Source organism: Nostocoides japonicum T1-X7 (assembly GCF_001046855.1).
Classification (GTDB): domain Bacteria; phylum Actinomycetota; class Actinomycetes; order Actinomycetales; family Dermatophilaceae; genus Nostocoides; species Nostocoides japonicum.
The window spans coordinates 2,519,932-2,541,095 of record NZ_HF570958.1; the positions used below are offsets into that span (position 1 = coordinate 2,519,932).

General features: G+C 70.8%; 19 protein-coding genes. 7 read left to right on the forward strand and 12 right to left on the reverse strand.

Translation table 11 applies throughout. The features are described 5' to 3' along the window. Window positions 1-54: 54 nt before the first annotated feature. From BN12_RS11265 to BN12_RS11280, 4 genes are read right to left on the reverse strand one after another with little or no spacing between them, the layout of a single operon-like run. Window positions 55-855 carry an ABC transporter permease gene (locus BN12_RS11265; protein ID WP_048552523.1) on the reverse strand — a complete coding sequence of 267 codons (801 nt, stop codon included), beginning with the start codon at window positions 853-855 and terminating at the stop codon, window positions 55-57. Between the two features lie 2 nt (window positions 856-857). Continuing rightward, the gene (locus BN12_RS11270; RefSeq protein ID WP_048552525.1) at window positions 858-1,817 is read right to left on the reverse strand and encodes an ABC transporter permease; all 960 of its coding nucleotides are present in this window, start codon (window positions 1,815-1,817) and stop codon (window positions 858-860) included. After that, entirely contained in the window at window positions 1,810-2,907 is a 1,098-nt protein-coding gene (locus BN12_RS11275; RefSeq protein ID WP_083454989.1) for an ABC transporter ATP-binding protein, read from the reverse strand. The genes BN12_RS11270 and BN12_RS11275 overlap by 8 nt, the downstream gene beginning before the upstream one ends. 14 nt (window positions 2,908-2,921) lie before the next feature. Beyond that, window positions 2,922-4,148, reverse strand: coding sequence for a polyamine ABC transporter substrate-binding protein (locus tag BN12_RS11280; protein WP_048552531.1), 1,227 nt, complete (start codon window positions 4,146-4,148; stop codon window positions 2,922-2,924). A 217-nt stretch (window positions 4,149-4,365) separates the two neighbouring features. Between BN12_RS11280 and BN12_RS11285 the strand changes: the two genes are divergently transcribed. Genes BN12_RS11285 through BN12_RS11295 form a run of 3 tightly spaced genes read left to right on the forward strand, consistent with a single transcriptional unit; the run spans window position 4,366 to window position 7,690 of the window. Beyond that, window positions 4,366-4,890 carry an Lrp/AsnC family transcriptional regulator gene (locus BN12_RS11285; protein WP_083454586.1) on the forward strand — a complete coding sequence of 175 codons (525 nt, stop codon included), beginning with the start codon at window positions 4,366-4,368 and terminating at the stop codon, window positions 4,888-4,890. Then, window positions 4,887-6,326: an aspartate aminotransferase family protein gene (locus tag BN12_RS11290; RefSeq protein ID WP_048552534.1), complete on the forward strand. Its 1,440-nt coding sequence runs from the start codon at window positions 4,887-4,889 to the stop codon at window positions 6,324-6,326. The genes BN12_RS11285 and BN12_RS11290 overlap by 4 nt, the downstream gene beginning before the upstream one ends. Continuing rightward, window positions 6,323-7,690 (forward strand): NAD(P)/FAD-dependent oxidoreductase, encoded by a 1,368-nt coding sequence (locus tag BN12_RS11295; protein ID WP_083454587.1) that lies wholly within the window; start codon window positions 6,323-6,325, stop codon window positions 7,688-7,690. The genes BN12_RS11290 and BN12_RS11295 overlap by 4 nt, the downstream gene beginning before the upstream one ends. Before the next feature lie 612 nt (window positions 7,691-8,302). Here the strand turns inward: BN12_RS11295 and BN12_RS11300 are convergent. Then, entirely contained in the window at window positions 8,303-9,106 is an 804-nt protein-coding gene (locus BN12_RS11300) for an alpha/beta fold hydrolase (RefSeq protein WP_048552536.1), read from the reverse strand. A 379-nt stretch (window positions 9,107-9,485) separates the two neighbouring features. Next, window positions 9,486-10,601 carry a ScyD/ScyE family protein gene (locus BN12_RS11305; protein ID WP_048552538.1) on the reverse strand — a complete coding sequence of 372 codons (1,116 nt, stop codon included), beginning with the start codon at window positions 10,599-10,601 and terminating at the stop codon, window positions 9,486-9,488. A 224-nt stretch (window positions 10,602-10,825) separates the two neighbouring features. Between BN12_RS11305 and BN12_RS11310 the strand changes: the two genes are divergently transcribed. Further along, window positions 10,826-12,013: an LOG family protein gene (locus BN12_RS11310; protein WP_083454588.1), complete on the forward strand. Its 1,188-nt coding sequence runs from the start codon at window positions 10,826-10,828 to the stop codon at window positions 12,011-12,013. 176 nt (window positions 12,014-12,189) lie between these two features. Here BN12_RS11310 and BN12_RS11315 read toward each other — a convergent pair whose 3' ends face one another. The 5 genes from BN12_RS11315 to pyrH all read right to left on the reverse strand — a co-directional run bounded on the left by BN12_RS11315 (window position 12,190) and on the right by pyrH (window position 16,918). Next, complete coding sequence (locus tag BN12_RS11315; RefSeq protein WP_048552539.1) at window positions 12,190-12,969, reverse strand: isocitrate lyase/PEP mutase family protein; 780 nt, start codon at window positions 12,967-12,969, stop codon at window positions 12,190-12,192. A 279-nt stretch (window positions 12,970-13,248) separates the two neighbouring features. After that, window positions 13,249-14,451, reverse strand: coding sequence for a 23S rRNA (adenine(2503)-C(2))-methyltransferase RlmN (rlmN, locus tag BN12_RS11320; RefSeq protein WP_048552541.1), 1,203 nt, complete (start codon window positions 14,449-14,451; stop codon window positions 13,249-13,251). A gap of 6 nt (window positions 14,452-14,457) precedes the next feature. After that, the gene (locus BN12_RS11325) at window positions 14,458-15,432 is read right to left on the reverse strand and encodes a phosphatidate cytidylyltransferase (protein WP_048552542.1); all 975 of its coding nucleotides are present in this window, start codon (window positions 15,430-15,432) and stop codon (window positions 14,458-14,460) included. Between the two features lie 18 nt (window positions 15,433-15,450). Further along, window positions 15,451-16,008: a ribosome recycling factor gene (frr, locus tag BN12_RS11330; RefSeq protein WP_048552546.1), complete on the reverse strand. Its 558-nt coding sequence runs from the start codon at window positions 16,006-16,008 to the stop codon at window positions 15,451-15,453. A 178-nt stretch (window positions 16,009-16,186) separates the two neighbouring features. Beyond that, window positions 16,187-16,918, reverse strand: a complete 732-nt coding sequence (pyrH, locus tag BN12_RS11335) for a UMP kinase (RefSeq protein WP_048552548.1) — start codon at window positions 16,916-16,918, stop codon at window positions 16,187-16,189. Between the two features lie 269 nt (window positions 16,919-17,187). Here pyrH and BN12_RS11340 point away from each other — a divergent pair, with 269 nt between their 5' ends. The 3 genes from BN12_RS11340 to BN12_RS26595 are packed head-to-tail and all read left to right on the forward strand — an operon-like array spanning window position 17,188 to window position 19,089. Then, window positions 17,188-17,823, forward strand: coding sequence for a TetR/AcrR family transcriptional regulator (locus BN12_RS11340; RefSeq protein ID WP_048552551.1), 636 nt, complete (start codon window positions 17,188-17,190; stop codon window positions 17,821-17,823). Further along, on the forward strand, window positions 17,820-18,200 hold the full coding sequence (locus BN12_RS11345; RefSeq protein ID WP_048552553.1) for a hypothetical protein: 381 nt from the start codon (window positions 17,820-17,822) through the stop codon (window positions 18,198-18,200). The genes BN12_RS11340 and BN12_RS11345 overlap by 4 nt, the downstream gene beginning before the upstream one ends. A gap of 4 nt (window positions 18,201-18,204) precedes the next feature. Beyond that, window positions 18,205-19,089 carry an NUDIX domain-containing protein gene (locus tag BN12_RS26595; RefSeq protein ID WP_327152651.1) on the forward strand — a complete coding sequence of 295 codons (885 nt, stop codon included), beginning with the start codon at window positions 18,205-18,207 and terminating at the stop codon, window positions 19,087-19,089. 1,147 nt (window positions 19,090-20,236) lie between these two features. On the opposite strand, the gene tsf is transcribed toward BN12_RS26595, so the two are convergent. Beyond that, window positions 20,237-21,067 (reverse strand): translation elongation factor Ts, encoded by an 831-nt coding sequence (gene tsf, locus BN12_RS11355; protein WP_048552555.1) that lies wholly within the window; start codon window positions 21,065-21,067, stop codon window positions 20,237-20,239. Window positions 21,068-21,164: the final 97 nt, after the last annotated feature.

Here is a 21,164-nt window from a genome sequence, read left to right on the forward strand (position 1 = left end):
GCCGACCGGGCGTCATGCCCGCCCGGTCGGCGGCCCCGTGGTTCAGCGGAGGACCTAGCCCGCAGCAGCGGCCCGGGCCCGGCGCGTCGCGATGAGCTGGCCACCGACGACGACGAGGACCGAGACGAGGAACATGATCGTGCCGATGACGTTGATCTGAACCGGCGTCCCCCGCTGCGCGGCGCCCCAGACGTACATGGGGAAGGTGATCGAGTCCGGGCTCGCGTTGAAGTTGGTGATGATGTAGTCGTCGAAACTGAGCGAGAACGCGAGGAGCGCGCCGGCCGCGATGCCGGGAGCGGCGAGCGGCAGGGTGATCCGCAGGAACGTCGAGACCGGAGTCGACCCGAGGTCGGCGGCCGCCTCCTCCAGGCGCGGGTCGAGCGTCGCGACGCGCGCCTTGACGGCGACGACGACGAAGCTGAGGCAGAACATGATGTGGGCGATGAGGATCGCCGTCCGGCCCGTCGACATCCCGATGTTGAGGAAGAGCGCGAGCAGGCTCGAGCCCATGACGACCTCGGGCGTGGCCATCGGCATGAAGATGAGCAGGTTCGTCGCCGAGCGACCGTGGAATCGGTGGCGGCCCAGCGCGAAGGCGATCATCGTTCCGAGGATCGTCGCCGCGATCGACGCCGTGATCCCGATCCTCAGGGACAGCCCGAGCGACTGGCAGATCCCCGGTGTGCCACAGGGATGCAGCCAGGCGTCGAGGGAGAACTTCGTCAGGCGGTAGTTGAAGCGGCCGTCGGGCTTGTTGAAGGAGTAGATCGCGACGACGAGGTTGGGGACGAGCAGGATCGTCAGGGTGATCATCGCCGCGAAGGTCAGCAGGTGCTTGCGGAACCAGCGCATGGTCACACCAACTCCTCGGTGCCCGCCTTGCGGACGTAGATCGTGACGAGGGCGAGGATGAGGACGAGCAGGACGAAGGACAACGCCGAGGCCAGCGGATAGTCGAGGACCCGGAGGAACTGGCTGTCGATGACCTGGCCGATCATCACCGTCTGCGTGTTGCCGAGCAGTCGGCTGTTGATGTAGTCGCCCGCCGCCGGGATGAAGGTGAGCAGCGTCCCGGACACGACCCCGGGCAGGGACATCGGCCAGGTGACGAACCGGAAGGTGTCGCGCGGCGTGGCATACAGGTCCCTCGCCGCCTCGAGGAGCCGACCGTCGAGCCGGTCGAGGGAGGTGTAGAGGGGCAGGATCATGAAGGGCAGGAAGTTGTACGTGAGGCCCCAGATGACCGCCCACGGCGAGTAGAGGATCTCCCCGTTCGGCGACAGGTGGAGGAACTGCAGGACGTTGCCGAACGCGTCGAAGAGCCACGTGAGGTGAAGCCAGCCGAGGACCTTGACGAGGAGTCCGCCGTCGCTCGCGAGGATCGACTGCCAGGCCATCGTCCGGATGAGGAAGCTCGTGAAGAAGGGCGCGATGACCAGGACGAGCAGGACGTTCTTCGCACGGCCCCTCCGCGATGCGATGTAGTAGGCGAGCGGGTAGCCGAGGAGGAGGGAGAGGACGGTGGCCGTCCCCGCATACACGAGGGAGCGGACCAGCTGCGGCCAGTATGCGTGGAGCGCGTCCCAGTAGATCGCGACGTTGCCGGTGAAGACGAAGCCGTCGTCGACGTTGCCCTCCTGGAGCGACGTCGACAGCGTCGTGATCATCGGCGCGACGAAGAAGATGATGAGCCACAGCAGGCCGGGCGCGAGGAGCGCGTAGGGCACCCAGTTGATCCTGCGTCGCCGTCGCGGCGCGGGTCGGGCCGACGGGGTGCTCGTGCCGGCGAGCGTCTCCGCCGTCGCCTCAGTCATCGCCGAGCCCCACGCCGGCGTCCCCCGCCTGGTGCTGGTCGAGGACGAACTCGTGACCGGGGTCCCATGAGACGACGACGTTCTCGCCGACCTGGGCCCGGGCCGAGCCGTCGTTCTGCTGGACGAGCATGACCTCGAAGCCCCACGGCATCCGGATGAGGTACTGGGTCGCCACGCCGGTGAACGACGCGTCGGTGACGACGCCGTCCAGCCGGTTGCGGCCGGCCTCGCCGAGCCGGAGCTTCTCCGGGCGGACCCCGATCCACACGTCCTGGATGCCGTCGGGCACGTTGTCACCGGCGACGAGGACGTCCTGGCCGTGGGTCTGGGCGAGGGCGACCCCGTCGGCGCCGAAACCGTTGATCCGGGCCTGGAGGAGGTTGGACTGGCCGAGGAAGTTCGCGACGAACGTCGAGGCGGGCCGCTCGTAGAGCGTCGCCGGGTCGGCGAGCTGCTCGATCCGGCCGCCGTTCATGACGGCGATGGAGTCGGCCATCGTCATCGCCTCCTCCTGGTCGTGGGTGACGTGGATGAAGGTGAGGCCGACCTCGGACTGGATCCGCTTGAGCTCGATCTGCATCTGCCGGCGCAGCTTGAGGTCGAGGGCACCGAGCGGCTCGTCGAGGAGGAGGACGTCGGGCCGGTTGACGATCGCGCGGGCGAGGGCGACGCGCTGCTGCATACCCCCGGACAGCTGAGCCGGCTTCTTGCCCGCCACCTGGGAGAGCTGGACGAGGTCGAGCGCCTCCTGGGCGGCGGCGTTCGCACCCTTGACGCCACGCCGCTTCAGCCCGAAGGCGACGTTGTCGAGGATCGTCATGTGCGGGAACAGCGCATACGACTGGAAGACGGTGTTGACATTGCGCTGGTATGCCTTCGTGGAGGTGATGTCCTTCTCGCCGATGAGGATCCGCCCGCCCGTCGGCTCCTCGAGACCGGCCACCATCCGCAGGGTCGTCGTCTTGCCGCACCCGGACGGGCCGAGGAGGGCGAAGAAGCTGCCACCGGGAACCTCGAGGTCCATCGGGTGGACGGCGGTGAAGGTCTCGAACTGCTTGCTGATCCCGACGAGGCGCAGGTCCTCGGTCATGCCGCCGGTCGCCATCAGCCGGCCGTCAGCTCGGAGAAGGCCTGGGAGTACTTCGTCTCCTCGGCGGAGGTGAGCCCCCGGAACACGTGCGCCATCGACAGCGTCTTCGCGTTCGGCACGATGAGGGGGTTGTTGGCCACATCGGGGTCGATGCGCTCGAGGATCGCCTTCGTCCCGCGCACGGGTGAGATGTAGTTGACGTAGTCGACCACCTTGGCCATGACCTCCGGCTCGTAGTAGTAGTTGATGAGCTTCTCGGCGTTCGCCTTGTGCTGGGCGAGCGCGGGGATGACGAAGTTGTCCGACCAGAGGGTGCAGCCGGTCGGCGGCAGGGAGTACCCGAGGGAGGGGTTGTCCGCCTGGAGCTGGACGACGTCCCCGGTCCAGGCGAAGCAGGCCGCGGTGTCACCGGAGCTGAGCGGCTTGCCGTACTCGTTGCCGGTGAAGCCCTTGATCTGGCCCGCGTCCTTGGCCTTCTTGATCTCGTCGATGGCCGCCATGAAGTCGGCGTCGGTGAAGTCGGTGATGTCCTTGCCCATCGCGAGCATGACGAGACCGACCGTGTCGCGCATCTCGGTGAGGAGGGTGACCTTGCCCTTGAGCGCCGGGTCGGTGAGGAGCTGGTCGACGGTCGTCACCTTCTTGCCGCCGGTGGCCTTCGGGTTGTATGCGATGCCGGCGAAGCCGCTCTGCCACGGCATCGAGTACAGCCGGCCGGGGTCGAACTCGACGGTGACGAGCGAGTCCTCGATGTTCGCGTGGTTGGGGATGTTCGCGAGGGTGAGCTTCTGGACGTACCCCTGGCGGATGAGGCGGGCGACCATCCAGTCCGTCGAGCACCACGTGTCACGGCCCGTGTCCTTGTTCGCCGCGAGGAGGGGCCGGACCTTCGCGTAGAACTCGTCGTTGTCGTTGTAGTCCTCGGTGTAGTTCACCTTGATGCCGTATCGCTTGGTGAAGGTGTCGAGGCTCGGATGGCGCTGCGTCTTGTCGTCGACGTCGATGTACTCGGGCCAGTTGCTCCAGTTGATGATCTTCTCGGTGGCCGACCGGTCCTCGGCGGCCTTGGCCACGGGAGTCGTCGCGGCCGTGCCGCCACCGGGGTTGCGGCCCTGGATTCCGCAGCCGGTGAGCGCCGCGAGGCCGAGTCCGCCCGCGCCCGCCATCAAGCTGCGCCGGCTCACGAGCCCCCGGGCCAGGGTGGCCCGGAAGGCGAGGTTCTTGTCGTCGGATGTGGCCACTGGGGCGTCTCCTTCAGGGTGGTCTCGCGGTCGCTGGACCTGGCGTGCAGCGTCGCACGGCACGGTATTCGTAGGTCGCACTGTAGTGCCAGATGCACTGATCACAACAGGTGAAGCGAAAAAAACTATCGAAACAGTTGCGGATTTCCCGATCCGGCGACGGAATCAGTCGACCTTGCACTTGCGCTTCACGCGAAGCCACGGCACCATGAGTGCCATGACGAGGTCGGTGTCGCGCTCTCGTGCCGTCACCGGCACGACACGCCAGGTCCCCGTCGTCGACTCCCGGCCCGACGTGCGACTCGACGACGTCGCGAAGGCCATCATCGAGGAGCTGCAGGCCGACGGGCGCCAGTCGTACGCGACGATCGCCAAGCGGGTCGGCCTGTCGGAGGCGGCGGTCCGCCAGCGGGTCCAGCGCCTCCTCGACGCGGACGTCATGCAGATCGTCGCCGTCACCGACCCCCTCCAGGTGGGCTTCCGGCGCCAGGCGATGATCGGGCTGCGCGTCGACGGGGACCTCACCCCCGTGGGGGACGCGCTGAGCGCGATGCCGGAGGTCGCCTACGTCGTGACGACGGCGGGCAGCTTCGACCTGCTCGCCGAGGTCGTCTGCGAGGACGACGAGGAGCTCCTCGACCTCTTGACCCGACGGATCCGCACCCTCCCGGGGGTCGCGTCCACCGAGACGTTCGTCTATCTGAAACTGAACAAGCAGCACTACAACTGGGGTACTCGATGACACTCAACCCGACCGACGTGTGGGAGCCGAGCTCCGACCTGCGCACCCCCACCGGGGCCCGCCTGTCCGACGCGGCCCGCGACCACCTGTGGATGCACTTCACCAGGCACTCCACGTTCGAGGACCCCGGCGACGGCGGACTCGGTCACGCCGTGCCGATCATCACGCGCGGCGAGGGATTCCGCGTCTGGGACGACCGTGGCAACGAGTACCTCGACGGTCTCGCCGGCCTCTTCGTCGTCAACGTGGGCCACGGCCGCGAGGAGATCGCCGAGGCGATGGCCAAGCAGGCCAAGGAGCTCGCCTTCTTCCCCCTGTGGTCGTATGCCCACCCGCGCGCCATCGAGCTCGCCGAACGCCTCGCGGCGAACGCCCCCGGCGACCTCAACCGCGTCTTCTTCACGACGGGTGGCGGCGAGGCCGTGGAGACCGCGTGGAAGCTCGCCAAGCAGTACTTCAAGCTGACCGGACGGCCGACCAAGCACAAGGTGATCAGCCGGGCGGTCGCATACCACGGCACCCCCCAGGGCGCCCTGTCCATCACCGGCATACCGGACGCGAAGATCCCCTTCGAGCCGCTCGTCCCCGGCACCTTCAAGGTCCCGAACACCAACCTCTACCGCGCGCCGGAGAACCTGCGCGACGACGAGAAGGCGTTCGGGCAGTGGGCGGCCGACCGGATCGCCGAGGCCATCGAGTTCGAGGGCCCCGACACGGTCGCCGCCGTCTTCCTCGAGCCGGTCCAGAACTCCGGCGGCTGCTTCCCGCCGCCGCCCGGGTACTTCGAGCGGGTCCGGGAGATCTGTGACGAGTACGACGTCCTCCTCGTGTCCGACGAGACGATCTGCGCCTTCGGACGGATCGGGTCGATGTTCGCCTGCACGGACTTCGGCTACCAGCCGGACATCATCACGACGGCGAAGGGGATCACCTCCGGGTACGCGCCGCTCGGGCTCATGGTCGCGAGCGACCGGCTCTTCGAGCCGTTCCGGAAGGGGACGAACTACTTCGCCCACGGCTACACGTGGGGTGGGCACCCGGTGTCCTGCGCCGCCGCGATGGCCAACCTCGACGTCTTCGAGCGGGAGGGTCTCAACGACCACGTCAAGGAGAACGCGCCGGTCTTCCGCCGCACCCTCGAGCAGCTCCTCGACCTGCCGCTCGTCGGCGACGTCCGCGGGGCGGGCTTCTTCTACGGCATCGAGCTGGTCAAGGACAAGGAGACCCGCGAGACCTTCGACGAGGAGGAGTCCGAGCGCCTGCTGCGCGGGTTCCTCTCCAAGGCGCTCTTCGACGCCGGCATCTACTGCCGGGCCGACGACCGCGGAGACCCGGTCGTCCAGCTGTCACCGCCGCTCACGATGGGGCCCGCGGAGTTCACCGAGATCGAGCGGCGCCTGCGCAGCGTGCTCACCGAGGCCGAGAAGCACCTGTGACGACCGTTGCGCCGCACCCGCTGTGGTGGGACGGCGCACCGGTCCCGGCCTCCCGCGGCACCGAGCCCCTGCCCCGGGAGGTCGACGTCTGCATCGTCGGTGGCGGGTTCACGGGGCTGTGGACCGCCTACTACCTCGCCGTCGCCGAGCCGTCGCTGCGCATCCTCGTCCTCGAGGCGGAGCACGTCGGCTTCGGCGCGAGCGGACGCAACGGCGGGTGGGTCTCGGGACTGTGGCCCGTCTCCATGGACGTCATCGCGGCGGAGCACGGCCGCGCCGCGGCGCTCGCCCTCCAGGCGGCGCTCCAGGACACCGTCGACGAGGTGGGGCGGGTGGCCGGAGCCGAGGGCATCGACTGCGGGTATGCCAAGGGCGGAACCCTCTGCCTCGCCCGCGGATCCGCGCAGGCCCGACGAGCTCGCGCGTATGCCGGGCACGGCGCCTCGTGGGGCGACGGCACGGTGTGGCTCTCGGCGGCGGAGGCCACCGAGCGGCTCGCCGGGACACGGGTGGAGGGCGCGACCTACAACCCGCACTGCGCCCGGATCCAGCCCCGGCACCTCGCGGACGGCCTCGCCGCCGTCGTCCGCCGGCGTGGGGTGACCGTCGCCGAGGGCCGCCGGGTGACGAGCATCGACGCCCCGCTCGTCCGGGTCGCCGGCGGCTGGCTCGTCCGGGCCGCGAAGGTCGTCCGGGCGACGGAGGCCTGGACGGCCCGGCTGCCCGGCCTGCGCCGTCGAGTCGCCCCCGTGTACTCGCTCATGGTCGCCACCGAGCCGCTGCCCACACCCGTGTGGGACGCGATCGGGCTCCGCGACCGGGAGACCTTCAGCGACCACGGCCACGTCATCGTGTACGGCCAGCGCACCGCCGACGACCGGATCGCCTTCGGCGGCCGCGGTGCCCCCTACCACTGGGCGAGCGGCATCCGGCCGGCCTTCGACGAGGATCCGTCGGTCTTCGAGACGCTCCGGACGTTCCTGCGCGACCTGCTCCCCCACCTCGACGGCGCCGAGTTCACCCACGCCTGGGGTGGCCCGCTCGGGATCGCCCGCGACTGGCACCCGTCGGTGGGCTACGACGAGTCCGCGGGCGTCGGGTGGGCCGGCGGTTACGTCGGCGACGGCGTGGCCGCGACGAACCTCGCGGGGCGGACCCTCGCCGACCTGATCCGCGGCATACCGTCGCCCGTCACGCAGCTCCCGTGGGTCGGGCACCGCTCCCCCGCATGGGAGCCCGAGCCGCTGCGCTGGCTCGGTGTCAACGCCGGCCTGCGACTCGCGTCCGCCGCCGACCGCGAGGAGCGGATCACCGGCCGGCCGGCGCTCCTCGGGCGAGCCCTCGCCCGCCTCACCGCCCACTGACGCGGATCCTCGCCGCTCGCCCGGGCTGTGCCGCTCGGCGGCCACCTCTCGGCTGCCACCTCTCGGCTGCCACTTCTCGCACGTGCCGAGAAGATGTCGCCATTGCGCGTTCCCGACAGCAACAACTCGGCACGTGCGGGGACGCTTTCGCACGTGCCGAGAAGATGTCGCCATTTCGCGTTCCCGACAGCAACAACTCGGCACGTGCGGGGGGTGCTGGGTCGCCTCATCCTCACGACAGAGGGTGGACGCCCGGGTGGCCGGCCGCGCCCGTCAGGCCGGGCGTGGAGTTCCTCGAGCCCTTGTGGGGAAGCTGGCCAGAGCTATGACGCTGGCCAGCTTCCCCACAAGGGTCCGTCGCGTCGTCCTCGACGCGCGCGCGGCGTGCTTGGGCAGGTGCGGGGTTGTCGTGGCCACCCCCGCGATCCGACCACGGAAAGCTCACACCTGCCGAGGCGCCAACCGGCACGTGCGGGGTTGTCGTGGCCACCCCCGCAATCCGACCACGGAAAGCTCACACCTGCCGAGGCGGAAACCGGCACGTGCGGGGTTGTCGTGGCCATCCCCGCGATCCGACCACGGAAAGCCCACACCTGCCGAGGCGGGGGACGGTCAGCGCATGGCGAGGACGGCGTCGGCGACCTCGGCGGGCCGCTTCTCGGGCAGCCAGTGCCCCTCGTCGAGCTCGACGAACCGGTAGTCGGCCGCGACCCGTGTGGCGGTCAGCTCGGCGGACGCCCGGGCGAGGTAGGGGTCGGCGTTCCCCCAGAGGTAGGTCGTCGGCACGGTGATCCGCCCCACCGGGCGCTTGGTATGCGGGACACCTCGGTACCAGCCGAGCGCACCCGACAGGGCACCGGGCTGCCGCATCGCCCGGACGTACTCCTCGACATGGGCCGCGGGAAGACCGCTGCCCTCGAGGGTGCGTCGCAAGGTCGGACCGGCGACGTACTCGGGCAGCCACGGGATCTGGAAGAAGGCCATGTACCACGACCGGAGCGCCTGGCGGCTCCTGCGGATGGCCTGGCGCATCGCGGCGGGGTGCGGTGTGGACAGAGCGGTGAGGGTTCGAACCCGGTCGGGACGCCACGCCGCGACCGCCCAGGCCGGGGCGGCCCCCCAGTCGTGACCGACGATGTGCGCCTTCTCCACCCCCGCCACGTCGAGGAGGGCGACGACGTCCGCTGTCGTCTCCTCGGTCGAATACGCCGCTCGAGCGGCGGGCCGGTTGGACCGGGCGTACCCGCGCAGCGTGGGCACGAGCGTGCGCAGCCCCGCCTCATGGAGACGGGGCACGACGTCGTCATAGGCGCTCGGTCCCTGGGGGAAGCCGTGGAGGAGGACGACCACCTCACCGTCCCGCGGGCCGTCGTCGCGCACCGGGAACCGCAGGCCGTCACGTGAGTAGGACTCCATGCGACCCGAGTATGCCGTCGCCTCCCGACCCGAGCGGGTCCGGCACCATCCCTGGCGCCCGAGCCCTCCCAGAGACCCACCGATCTCCCGACCCGAGCAGGCCCGGCACCGTCCCCGCGCCCGAGCCCTCCCCGACCCTTTCCCCGAGACCGACCGATCCGGACCCGAGCGGGCCCGCCACCGTCCTGACGCACCCTCCCGAGACCCACCGATCTCCCGACCCGAGCAGAGCTGGCACCATGCGAGCCAGCGGGCCCGGCCCCTTCGCGGAGAAGGAGCCGGGCCCGTCGATCGGTCGATGCCCGGGCGCTACCGCGCGGCGCGGGCGCGCCGCATACCGGCGCGGGCGGACGGCATACCGGATCGCGTCCGGATGGCGCTACCGGGTGAGGACCGCGGCGGTGTGCTTCGCGCCGCCGCGGGTGATCTCGACGATCGTCCCGGGCGCACCCGAGGTCTCGTCACCGAGGGTCCCCGCCCAGACCGCGCCGCTCCGGCCGGACTCGACGGCGACGACGCCGGGCAGCGACACGAAGGTCGAGGTCCGACCGTGGCGGACGACGGAGATCTTCCCCGCGAACAGCTCCGCCACGTAGATCTGGCCCTGGTTCCCGATCGCCAGGTTCGTGGCACCGAGGAAGCCGGTCGCGACGACGGAGGACTTCCCGGTCCTCGGGTCGACCTTGTAGACCGCGCCGCGGGCCCCGAGGACCGGGCTCTCCGGTCCTCCGGGGAGCGTCGTCACGTAGAGGTACCCGTCACGGCCCACCTCGACGTCCGTCGGAACCGCCTCGAAGGCATACCTGACGCCCGCGACGCACGAGGGGAGCCCGAGCGCCGAGGCCATGCCGGCGGTGACGACCGTCGGCTGCGGCGGCAGGACCGACAGGGTGCGGATCGCGCCGCTCCGCGAGACGCTCCACAGCGTGTTGGAACCGGCGTCGGCCACGACCCAGCCGTTGCCGACGGCGGCGACGGAATAGGCATGGGAGTCGACGAGACCCTTGTAGGACACGGGGAATCCGGCGGCCTGGAACGCCTTGCGCACGCACGCGCTCGGGTGGTCGATGCCGTAGTGGTTCACCTTGTCGGGGTTGTGCCGCTTCTCGTATGCCAGCGTGTTGACGAACGTCCGTGAGCCACGTGGGCCCCAGAGCCACACCCCGCTCCTGGTGTTCTCGAAGGTGGCCTCGTCGGTGACCGTCGTCGTGAAGGCGAGGTACCGCGAGTCCCCGGAGAGCGCGACGCCCGAGGCGCCCGGCTGATTCTTCGCGACGGGGGCGATCGACCCGCCCTTGGTCAGGGTGCCGACGAGGTTGAGGCCGCCGTCGGCGACGTACACCGTCGACGCGTGGACGTCGAGGTTGAAGGGTGCCGCGACGGTATGCGACCTCACGATCGGCGTCGGTGTGCGGGCCGCCGTGGTCGCGGAGGCCGCCCCCGGGACGGCGATGAGTGCGGTGGCTGCTGATGCCACCCAGACAACGCGTTTCATATGGTCCGTGCTCCTCTCCACACCCCGCCTGGGGACGGCGGGAGTGGAGCGCACGCTAGCGATGTATGACGTGGCTCACACAGCATTCTCACAACTTCGTCATCGGTTTCCGGCGTATTGCAGACCCATACGCCCGCATACCGGGCAATCGGTCTCCTCATCGCATCGCCGCAGGTCAGCCGCTCGTCGATGGGCTCGCGGAGCCCTCGGCATACAGTGCGGACATGGTCGATGTCGGCGTCCCGGAGCCACCCGGCCCCCTCCTCCGGCCGCGGACCCGCGGCGACGTCCGGGTCGGGCGGCGGCGCCGGCGCGCGGCGCGCGAGATCCGCACGCCGTCGGCCCTCGTGCGTCTGCTCGCCTCCTCGGCCACCCTCCGTGACGTCCGGATCCAGGACCTCGACCTCACCCCCGTCGCCGACGCGCTCCTCGCCCGCGACGATGTCGAGGGTCTCGTCGTCCTCGGCGGCACCGTCCCGCCCCGGGTCCTCGCCCACCTGCGACGGCACGGAGGCATCGTCTTCCCGCCGGCGCAGGACATCCCCGTCGACGTCTACCGGCCGCGCCTCTACCTCCCGAAGGATCTCTACGCGGGCCTGGACCAGGGGTATGCCGCGACCTGCGACGCCCGTGCGTACGCCTGGGCGACGACCGCCGTCCTCGACGCCGACGTCTACACGACCCTGCTGCGGGCCATCCACGACGACTCGGTCACCGACGCGCTCGACGAGGTCCTCGAGGGTCGCGACGTCGTCGGCGTCATGGGCGGTCATGCGCTCACCCGCGCCGATGAGGCGTATGCCGCGACGGCCCGTCTCGGGCACGCCCTCTCCGCGACCGGCCGGGTCGTCCTGACCGGTGGCGGCCCGGGCGCGATGGAGGCGGCCAACCTCGGCGCCTACGCCTCCACACCGGAGGCCCTCGAGGAGGCGGTGGTCACGCTTCGCGCCGTCCCCCGCTTCCGACCCGACGTCACGGCCTGGGCCGAGCTGGGGCTGCGGGTCCGTGCCGACCTCGACGGTCGACGGGACGGGCGGCGCCGCGCCCGGTCCATCGGGGTCCCGACGTGGTTCTACGGCCACGAGCCGCCGAACGTCTTCTGCGACGGCATCGCGAAGTACTTCTCCAACGCCCTGCGCGAGGACGGCCTCCTCGCCCGCTGCACGACCGGGATCGTCGTCATGCCGGGCGCGGCCGGCACCGTGCAGGAGGTCTTCCAGGCCGTCACCCCGCTCTTCTACGCCACGGCCGACCAGCCGCTCCCGCGACTCGTCCTCCTCGGCCGCGAGCACTGGACGCGGACGGTGCCGGTCTGGGAGGCGGTGCGCCTCCTCGCGCGGGGCCGCCCGATGGAGGAGGCGATCCACCTCGTCGACGACCCGGACGAGGCGGTCCAGGCACTCTCCGCCTGAGCGCTCCCCCGGTCCGAGCCGCGGTCGGCGACACTTCGCTCGGTGTCCCCACCGTCGTCCACCCCGCGCTCGGTCTGGACGGAGAAGTTGCGTGCGGACGGAGGAGTTGCTCCGTCCGGAGGCAACTTCTCCGTCCGTCTGGTGACTCTCGCGGCGGCGAGCCGGCCGCAGGACCGTCAGGTGAGGACGCGCGTCCCGTCGGGTATGCCACCGCCGGCGTGGACGTCCTCGACGAGGCCGGCAAGCGCGGTGAGCGCCACCCGCTGGGACCACGGGCCGTAGGAGACGCGCGCGACCCCGATCTCGGCCATCCGGGCCAACGAGATGCTGCCGGGGACGGCGAGGAGGGTGAGCCGCTGTGGCCCGAAGGCCTCGGCGAGGTGGCTGACCTGTGCCTCGTCGAGCCGGCCGGGCACGAAGACGACCGGTGCGCCGGCGTCGAGGAAGGCTCGGCCGCGTTCCGTCGCCTCCTCGAGGACGTCCGCGGGGTCGCGGTCGCCCGCTCGGAGGAAGGCGTCGGTGCGGGCGTTGAGGACGAAGTCGGGCACACCGGCGGAGGCGGCCGCGGACATGACCGCCTCGACCTGGGTCGCCGCCTCGACGAGCGGCTTCATCTGGTCCTCGATGTTCGCGCCGACGGCCCCGACGGCGATCGCCCGGCGGACGGTCTCGGCCGCGTCGCCGTACCCGCCCTCGAGGTCGGCCGTGACGGGGAGGTCGACGGCGGCGACGACGCGTCGGACCTCCTCGATCATCTCCGCGACGGGGATGCGCTCGCCGTCCTCGTATCCGCGGGAGGCCGCGACGGAGTAGCTCGCAGTGGCGAGCGCCTTCGTGCCGGGGACGCCCGCGACGACACGGGCGGACGTCGCGTCCCACACGTTGACGACGGTGAGCAGCTCGGGATCGGTATGCAGCCGGAGGAGCTCGCGTGCCAGGGCGGCGGTGTCGCTCATGCCATCGATCGTGCCACCCCGCCCGCAGAGGGGTCCGCCCGGGTTCGGGGGACTCGGGCGGTCCGGACGGAGCCGATCGCAGCCGACGGAGCCGATCGCAGCCGACGGAGCCGATCGCAGCCGACGGGGCCGATCGCAGCCGACGGAGCGGATCGTTACCCACGGAGCCGATCGCTGTGGACGGAGCCGATCGCTGTGGACGGAGTAGTTGCGTCCGGACGGAGGAACTACTCCGTCCGGACGCAACTACTCCGTCCACTCAGTGCGTCCGTCGCCAGCTCAGGCGGTCGCGGCGGCGAGCTGGCCGCAGGCACCGTCGATCTCCGACCCGCGGGTGTCGCGGACCGTCGTCGGGATGCCGTGACCCCGCAGGTGCTCGACGAACTGCTGCTCGACCCCGCGCCGGGACGCGGTCCACCGGGATCCCGGGGTCGGGTTGAGCGGGATCGGGTTGACGTGGACCCAGCCGCGCCCGCGGGCGTTGAGCTTGTCGGCGAGCAGGTCGGCCCGCCAGGCCTGGTCGTTGACGTCCTTGATGAGGGCGTACTCGATCGACACCCGGCGCCCGGTCGTCTCGTAGTAGCGGCGGGCGGCGTCGATCGCCTCGTCGACCTTCCACCGGGTGTTGATGGGGACCAGCTCGTCACGCAGCTCGTCGTCCGGGGCGTGGAGCGAGAGGGCGAGGGTCACGGGTATGCCTTCGCCGGCGAGGCGGTCGATGCCGGGGACGAGGCCGACCGTCGACATCGTGATGCCGCGCGCCGACATGCCGAGCCCGTCGGGCGTGGGATCGGTGAGCCGGCGGATGGCGCCGATCGCCGCCCGGTAGTTGGCGAGCGCCTCGCCCATGCCCATGAAGACGACGTTGCTGATCCGCGTCGGACCGGCCGCCTCGGACCCTGCATCGTCCGTCTCGCCGAGCTCGGCTCCGCCCAGCTGGGGTGACGCGGCGGCGAATTCGCCCCGGCGCAGCCGGCGCGCGGCATACACGACCTGCTCCACGATCTCGGCCGTCGAGAGGTTCCTCGTCAGACCTTCCTGGCCCGTCGCGCAGAACGGGCAGTTCATGCCGCAGCCGGCCTGGCTCGAGATGCATACGGTGACCCGGCGCGGGTAGCGCATGAGGACGGACTCGACGAGGGCGCCGTCGAAGAGCCGCCACACCGACTTCACGGTCGCGCCCTCGTCGGCCGTGAGCGTGCGGACGGGCGTGACGAGCGTCGGCAGGAGCTCCCGGACGAGGTCGTCACGGAGCGCCGCGGGAAGGTCCGTCATGTCCGCCGGATCCTCGACGAGACGCTCGAAGTAGTGGGTCGACAGCTGCTTGGCACGGAAACCCTTGTGCCCCATGGCCTCCAGCGCGGCCTTGCGCTCGGGAGGGGTGAGGTCGGCGAGGTGGCGCGGCGGCTTCCCGCGGCGGGGAGCGTTGAAGGTCAGGGCGCCGGGGGCGGGTCGCGTCGTCGGGGTGGGCAGGTCGGTCATCGATGATCAGCCGTTCGGGACGAACCAGACGAGGAGCGCCCAGGTGACCGGCGCGCAGATGATGAGCGAGTCGAGCCGGTCCATGATCCCTCCGTGGCCCGGGAGGATCGTCCCCATGTCCTTGATCCCGAGGTCGCGCTTGATGAGCGACTCGGCGAGGTCACCGAGCGTCGCGGCGACGGCGACGACGGCGCCGAGAACGACACCCTGCCACCAGAGGCCGTCGAGCATGAGCCGGATGCCGAGGGCTCCGGCGACGGCCGAGAGCACCATCGAGCCGCCGAAGCCCTCCCACGACTTCTTCGGGCTGACCGACGGCGCCATGGGATGCTTGCCGAACAGGACCCCCGCCGCGTAGCCGCCGACGTCGGAGCAGACCGTCACGAGGATGAACAGGACGATCCGCCAGTGGCCGTCGTCCTTGGCGAGCATGAGCGCGGGGAAGCCGGCGAGGAAGCACGGGTAGACGGCGACGAAGAGGGACCCCATGACGTCGCGCGCGGCACCGACGACACCGTCGGCCATCCGCCAGACGAGGACCGCGATGCAGGTGAGGCCGAAGGTGAGGATGAGGCTCTCGGCGCCGCGGTAGAGCGCGCTGGCGATCATGGACAGGCAACCCGCGGCGAGCGGGACGACGGCCACCTTGATGTGCACGGTCGCGAAGGCGCGGTGCAGCTCCCAGACCCCGACGAGGATCGCGGCCGCCATGACGACCGCGAACAGCTGCCGGTGGAAGGCGAGGGAGAGGACGACCAGGGCACCGAGACCGACGCCCACGCCGATCGCCTGCGGCAGGTTCCGGCCGGCCCGCGACGGGGAGCCGGGCGCCGCATCGACGGGGCCGTCCGGCGCGTCCGACGTCGGCGCATCGGCCGACGCGTTCCCCGGTGGCTCGACCGATCGCGGACCCTGCGACGGACGGGCCGACGGCGAGCCCGCGTCCGGCTCGCTCGCGCTGTCGGTGTCGGCGGAGGCCATGTCGTCGCCCGGTCGAGGTCAGACCTCGAGGAGCTCGGCCTCCTTGTGCTTGAGCAGGTCGTCGATCTGGTCGACGTGCCGCCTCGTCGTCACCTCGAGCTCCTTCTCGGCTCGGGTGCCCTCGTCCTCGCCGACCTCGCCGTCCTTGACGAGCCGGTCGATGGCGTCCTTCGCGTGCCGTCGGACGTTGCGGATCGACACGCGGGCCTCCTCCGCCTGGCTGCGCGCCATCCGGATGTACTCCTTGCGGCGCTCCTCGGTCAGCTGGGGCAGGATGCAGCGGATCACGTTGCCGTTGTTGCTCGGGTTGATGCCGAGGTCGGAGTCCCGCACGGCCTTCTCGATGGCCGGCATGGCCGACTTGTCGTAGGGCGAGATGAGGACCGTTCGCGCCTCCGGCGTCTGGAACGACGCGAGCTGCTGCAGCGGCGTCGGGGAGCCGTAGTAGTCCACCGTCACCTTGTTGAACATGCCCGGGTGCGCCCGGCCGGTGCGGATCCCGGCGAAGTCCTCCTTGGCGACCTCGACGGCCTTCTCCATCTTCAGCTCGGCGTCGAGCAGGGTGTCGTCGATCATCTGGTCATGTCTCCTCGAGGGACGTGTGCCGTGGGCGGAGGCCCGGGCGCGCGGGGTTCACCCGTCAGTCTCTCAAATGGCATACCGCGGGGACAGCGGACCCGCTGGGAGACGCCAGGACTACCTCAAGAGCCTCGGATCTCCGAGGATGCGGCGGCCCCGGGCAGCCGCGAGAGGCTCAGGGGATGACGAGCGTGCCGACGTGCTCGCCGCGCAGCGCGTCGTGGATCGCGCCGTCCCCCTCCATCCCGAAGACGACCATCGGCAGCTTGTTGTCGTGACAGAGGCTGAACGCCGCCTGGTCGACGACCCGCAGACCACGCTGGATCGCCTCGTCGAAGGTCAGCGTGTCGATCTTCTGCGCGTCGGGGTTGATGCGCGGGTCGGAGTCGTAGACGCCGTCCACGCCGTTCTTGCTCATAAGGACGACATCGCACTTGATCTCCAGGGCGCGCTGGGCGCTCACCGTGTCGGTCGAGAAGTACGGCATACCCGCTCCTGCCCCGAAGATGACGACGCGACCCTTCTCCAGGTGCCGGATCGCGCGGCGCGGGATGTAGGGCTCGGCGACCTGCCCCATCGTGATGGCCGTCTGGACGCGCGTCTCGATGCCCTCCTTCTCCAGGAAGTCCTGGAGGGCGAGGCAGTTCATGACCGTTCCCAGCATCCCCATGTAGTCGGCGCGCGTCCGGTCCATGCCGCGCTGCTGCAGCTCGGCACCCCGGAAGAAGTTGCCACCACCGATGACGATCGCGACCTGCGTGCCCTCCCGGACAGCGGCCGCGATCTGGTGGGCGATCCCCCGGACGACGTCGGGGTCGACCCCCGTCGTCCCCCCGCCGAACACCTCCCCGGAGAGCTTGAGCAGAACCCGTTCGTAGCTATGGGCGTTCGTGGGGCTGTCCGTCACGGGGCGTCTCCTCCTGGTGGTACCGGCTCGTGGCCGGGTCGATCCTCGCACACCTGCGGGGATCTCGGGGAGCCGGGCGGGCCACGACGGTGCTGGTCGACGGCACGACCCCGGTGGAGCGCCGTCATCCGTGGCTCTCGACGACGGGACCCCGCGAGAGTATATTTCGACTTGTTGATCGAATCATATGGTCGACTATGGAGCTCACCCACGATGCCGACCTGTTCGGCGGCCGGTCCACTCCAGGTCGGGCTCGGAAGGAGGCAGGTATGCCCGTCGCCCGAGCTCGTCGGTCGCCCGACCCCCGCACCGTCGCGACCCGGAACGCACTCATCTCGGCGGCCATCGCCGCCCTCCGCGACGTCGGGTTCGTCGGCGCGACGGCCCGGGAGATCGCCGACCGGGCGAACCGTCCCCCGAGCCAGGTCTTCTACCACTTCGGGTCCGTCCCGGAGCTGCTCCTCGCGGCGCTCGACGAGGTCAGCGAGCGGCACCTCGCGGCATACGGCACGGCCCTCTGCGACGCGACGACGTTCGAGGGCCTCCTCGCCGCGGGTCGCCGGGTCGTCGCCGAGGACCTCGCGGCGGGGCACGTCGTCGTCCTCCTCGAGCTGGTCGCCGGCTCGCGCGCGGTTCCCGGGCTCTCCGGCCGGGTCGCGGAGCGGCTGGCCCCGTGGGAGGAGCTGACCCGCGAGGCCGTCGAGCGCGTGGCGGCATCCCATCCGCTCGGCGCGCTGTTGCCTACCGCCGACGTCGCCCACGCGCTCGTGGCCGGCGTCCTCGGCCTGGAGCTGCTCGCCCTCGTCGAGGGAGATCGCTCCCGCATCCACGCCCTCGCCGACCGGGTCGGCGCTGTCGCGACCGTTCTCGGCGCCGGCCACGCGATGCCCCAGGCGCCATCGTGACCGGCCGCGTCGCGCGGCGCCTCGGTTGGACCGTCGCCGCGCTCCTCGGGCTCCTGTCGGTCGCCGGGATGTTGACGATCGGCCCCTTCGTGCTCCCCGTCGCGCTGGGCCTCGTCGCGATCCTGCTGTGGACGGGTGGTCGCGGCGTGGCGGCCGGCATCGTCGTCGCGGCCGCGGCATACCCCTTCCTGCTCATGGCGCTCGCGAATGCCGAGGGTCCGGTCAGCGGCTGTCGCACCATCGGGGCGGAGCAGGTGTGCGAGGACATCCTCGACCCGCGGCCGTTCCGCGCGGTCGCCGTGGGGTGCTTCGTCCTCGGGTCCGCGATCGCCGTGCTCGGGCGGCGCCGTCGGTCGAAGCCCACCCCGCCACAATGACGGTATGCCGTGGCCCGTCACCTCCTCCCGCGTCGCCTACGAGAACCGGTGGATCCGGGTCATCGAGGACCGCGTCCTCACGCCGGACGGCCGGCCCGGGCTCTTCGGGGTCATCGAGGTGCGGCAGCCCGCGGTGTTCGTCGTCGCCCTCACCGACGCCGAGGAGGTCCTCCTCGTCGAGATCGACCGCCACACGGTCGGCCCCTCGTGGGAGGTTCCGGCGGGCGGCACCGACGGGGAGGAGCCACTCGTCGCGGCCCGGCGGGAACTGCTCGAGGAGACGGGGTTCGTCGCCTCCTCATGGACCCCCATCGGCCGGATGGAGGCCCTGAACGGTGTATCGCGTGCGCCGGAGATCGTCTTCCTCGCCACCGGCCTCCGCCGCTCAGCCGGCGACTCGACGGCCGAGCCGCACGAGGTGGGGGACGATGTGCGCGCCGTGGCGGGCACTGTCCGCTCCACCGGGGGCGATGTCCGCTCCGCCGGGGGCGATATCCGCTCCACCGGGGATGACGTCCGCGCCGCCGGGGACGAGGTCCGCTCCACCGGGGATGACGTCCGCGCCGCCGGGGATGATGTCCGCTCCACCGGGGATGACGTCCGCGCCACCGGGGATGACGTCCGCGCCGCCGGGGACGAGGTCCGCTCCGTGGCGTTCGAGACCCGTCATGCCGATGATCCCTCCGATGCGGGTGACGCTGGTGAAGCGACCGACGATGCGGAGATCGGGATCCCCCCGGCACCTGGAGCTCTCGAGGAGGGCATCTCGTCGGTGCGCGCCGTCCCGTTCACCACGGTGCTGTCGATGGTCGCGGACGGCACGATCCGTGACGGCGAGACGGTCGCGGCGGTCCTCTATGCCGCCCTCCACCTCGGTCGCGTCCGCTGATCCTCCGGTCGAGGTACCCAGGAACGCTCCGACGATCACCACATACCTCGACTGGGCAAGGCGTCCCGGGAGTCGAGGTACCCAGCGACGCCCGCCCGGTCACCACATACCTCGACCGCGCAGAGCACCCCGGGAGTGGAGGTAACCAGCGACGCTCCGACAGTCACCACCTACCTTGACCGGAGCACCCCGGGAGTCGACGCAACCAGGGACGCTCCGACGGTCACCACATACCTCGACCCGACAGGGCGTCCCGGGAATGGAGGTATCCAGCGACGCTCCCACGGTCAGCACCTACCTCGACCGGGCGGAGATACCCCGACCGGCGCAACAACCCGGGGAGTCGAGGTAACCAGCGACGCCCACCCGGCCACCACATACCTCGACCCGACGGGGCACCCTGGGAATGGAGGTATCCAGCGACGCTCCGACAGTCACCACCTACCTTGACCGGCGCAGCATCCCAGAAGTCGAGGTAACCAGAGCCGCCCGCCCGGTCACCACATACCTCGACCGGCGCAACAACCCGGGGAGTCGAGGTAACCAGCGACGCCTGCCCGGTCACCACATACCTCGACTGGGCAGGGCGTCCCGGAATCAAGGTAACCAGCGACGCTCAGTCGGCGCATACCTCGCCCGACCGGAGCACCCCGGGAGTCGACGTAACCAGGGACGCTCCGACGGTCACCACATACCTCGACCCGACAGGGCACCCTGGGAGTCGAGGTAACCAGCGATGCTCCCACGGTCAGCACCTACCTCGACCGGGCAGGGCGTCCTGGGAGTGGAGGTATCCAGCGACGCTCCGACGTTCACCACATACCTCGACCGGCGCAACAACCCGGGGAGTCGAGGTAACCAGCGACGCCCGCCCGGTCACCACATACCTCGACTGGGCAGGGCGTCCCGGAGTCGAGGTAACCAGCGACGCTCAGTCAGCGCATACCTCGCCCGACCGGAGCACCCCGGGAGTCGAGGTAACCAGAGACGCCCGCCCGGTCAGCACCTACCTCGACCCGACAGGGCACCCTGGGAGTGGAGGTATCCAGCGACGCTCAGACGGTCATCACCTACCTCGACCGGCGCAGCACCCCCGGAGTCGAGGTAACCAGCGATAACCTCCGGCCGGTCGCGGTGTGGAGTCGGGTCAGGCGCCGACGCGGAATCGGGCGAACGCGAGCGCCGTCGCGCCGTTCTCGTCGAGGACCTTGCCGACCGTCTTCTTCGGGTCCTTGGCGTGGGCCTGCTCGAGGAGGACGTTCTCCTTGAAGTAGCCGTTGACGCGGCCCTCGATGATGCGAGGCAGGGCGGCCTCCGGCTTGCCCTCCTCCTTGGCGGTGGCCTCGGCGAGCCGGCGCTCGTTCTCGACGGTCTCGGCCGGGATCTCCTCCCTGGTGAGGGCCGACGGCGCGAACGCGGCGATGTGCATCGCGACGTCCTTGACCGTCTGGGCGTCGCCGCCCTCGACGGCGACGAGGACGCCGATCTGCGCCGGGAGGTCGGGGCTCGTCTTGTGCAGGTAGGACTGGACGACCGGACCCTCGAGGCGGGCGACCCGCTTGACCTCGATCTTCTCGCCGATCGTCGCGTTGGCCGCGTCGAGGAGCTCCTTGACGGTCTGCCCCTCCGGGAGGGTGCTCGAGAGGAGGGACTCGGCATCCGCGGCCTCGGCGGCGACCGCCTGGTCGAGGACCTGCTGGGCCAGGGCGCCGAAGCGCTCACCCTTCGCGACGAAGTCGGTCTCGCAGAGGACCTCGACGAGCGTGCCCACGCCGTCGGACGTGGCGGCCGCGACGAGACCGTTGGACGTCGTGCGGCCCTCACGCTTCGTCACGCCCTTGAGGCCCTTGACGCGCAGGATCTCCTGGGCCTTGTCGAGGTCCCCGTCGGCCTCGTCGAGCGCCTTCTTGACGTCGAGCATCCCGGCCGCGGTGATCTCGCGGAGCTTCTTGATGTCAGCGGCGGTGTAGTTCGCCATGTCTGTCCTTCACTCTTCTTCCGTGGGTGGCGGGTGCGGGCACGCGGACCTGGCGACCGCCCGCACGGGGGGTCACCAGGCGCGCCGCTCAGGCGTT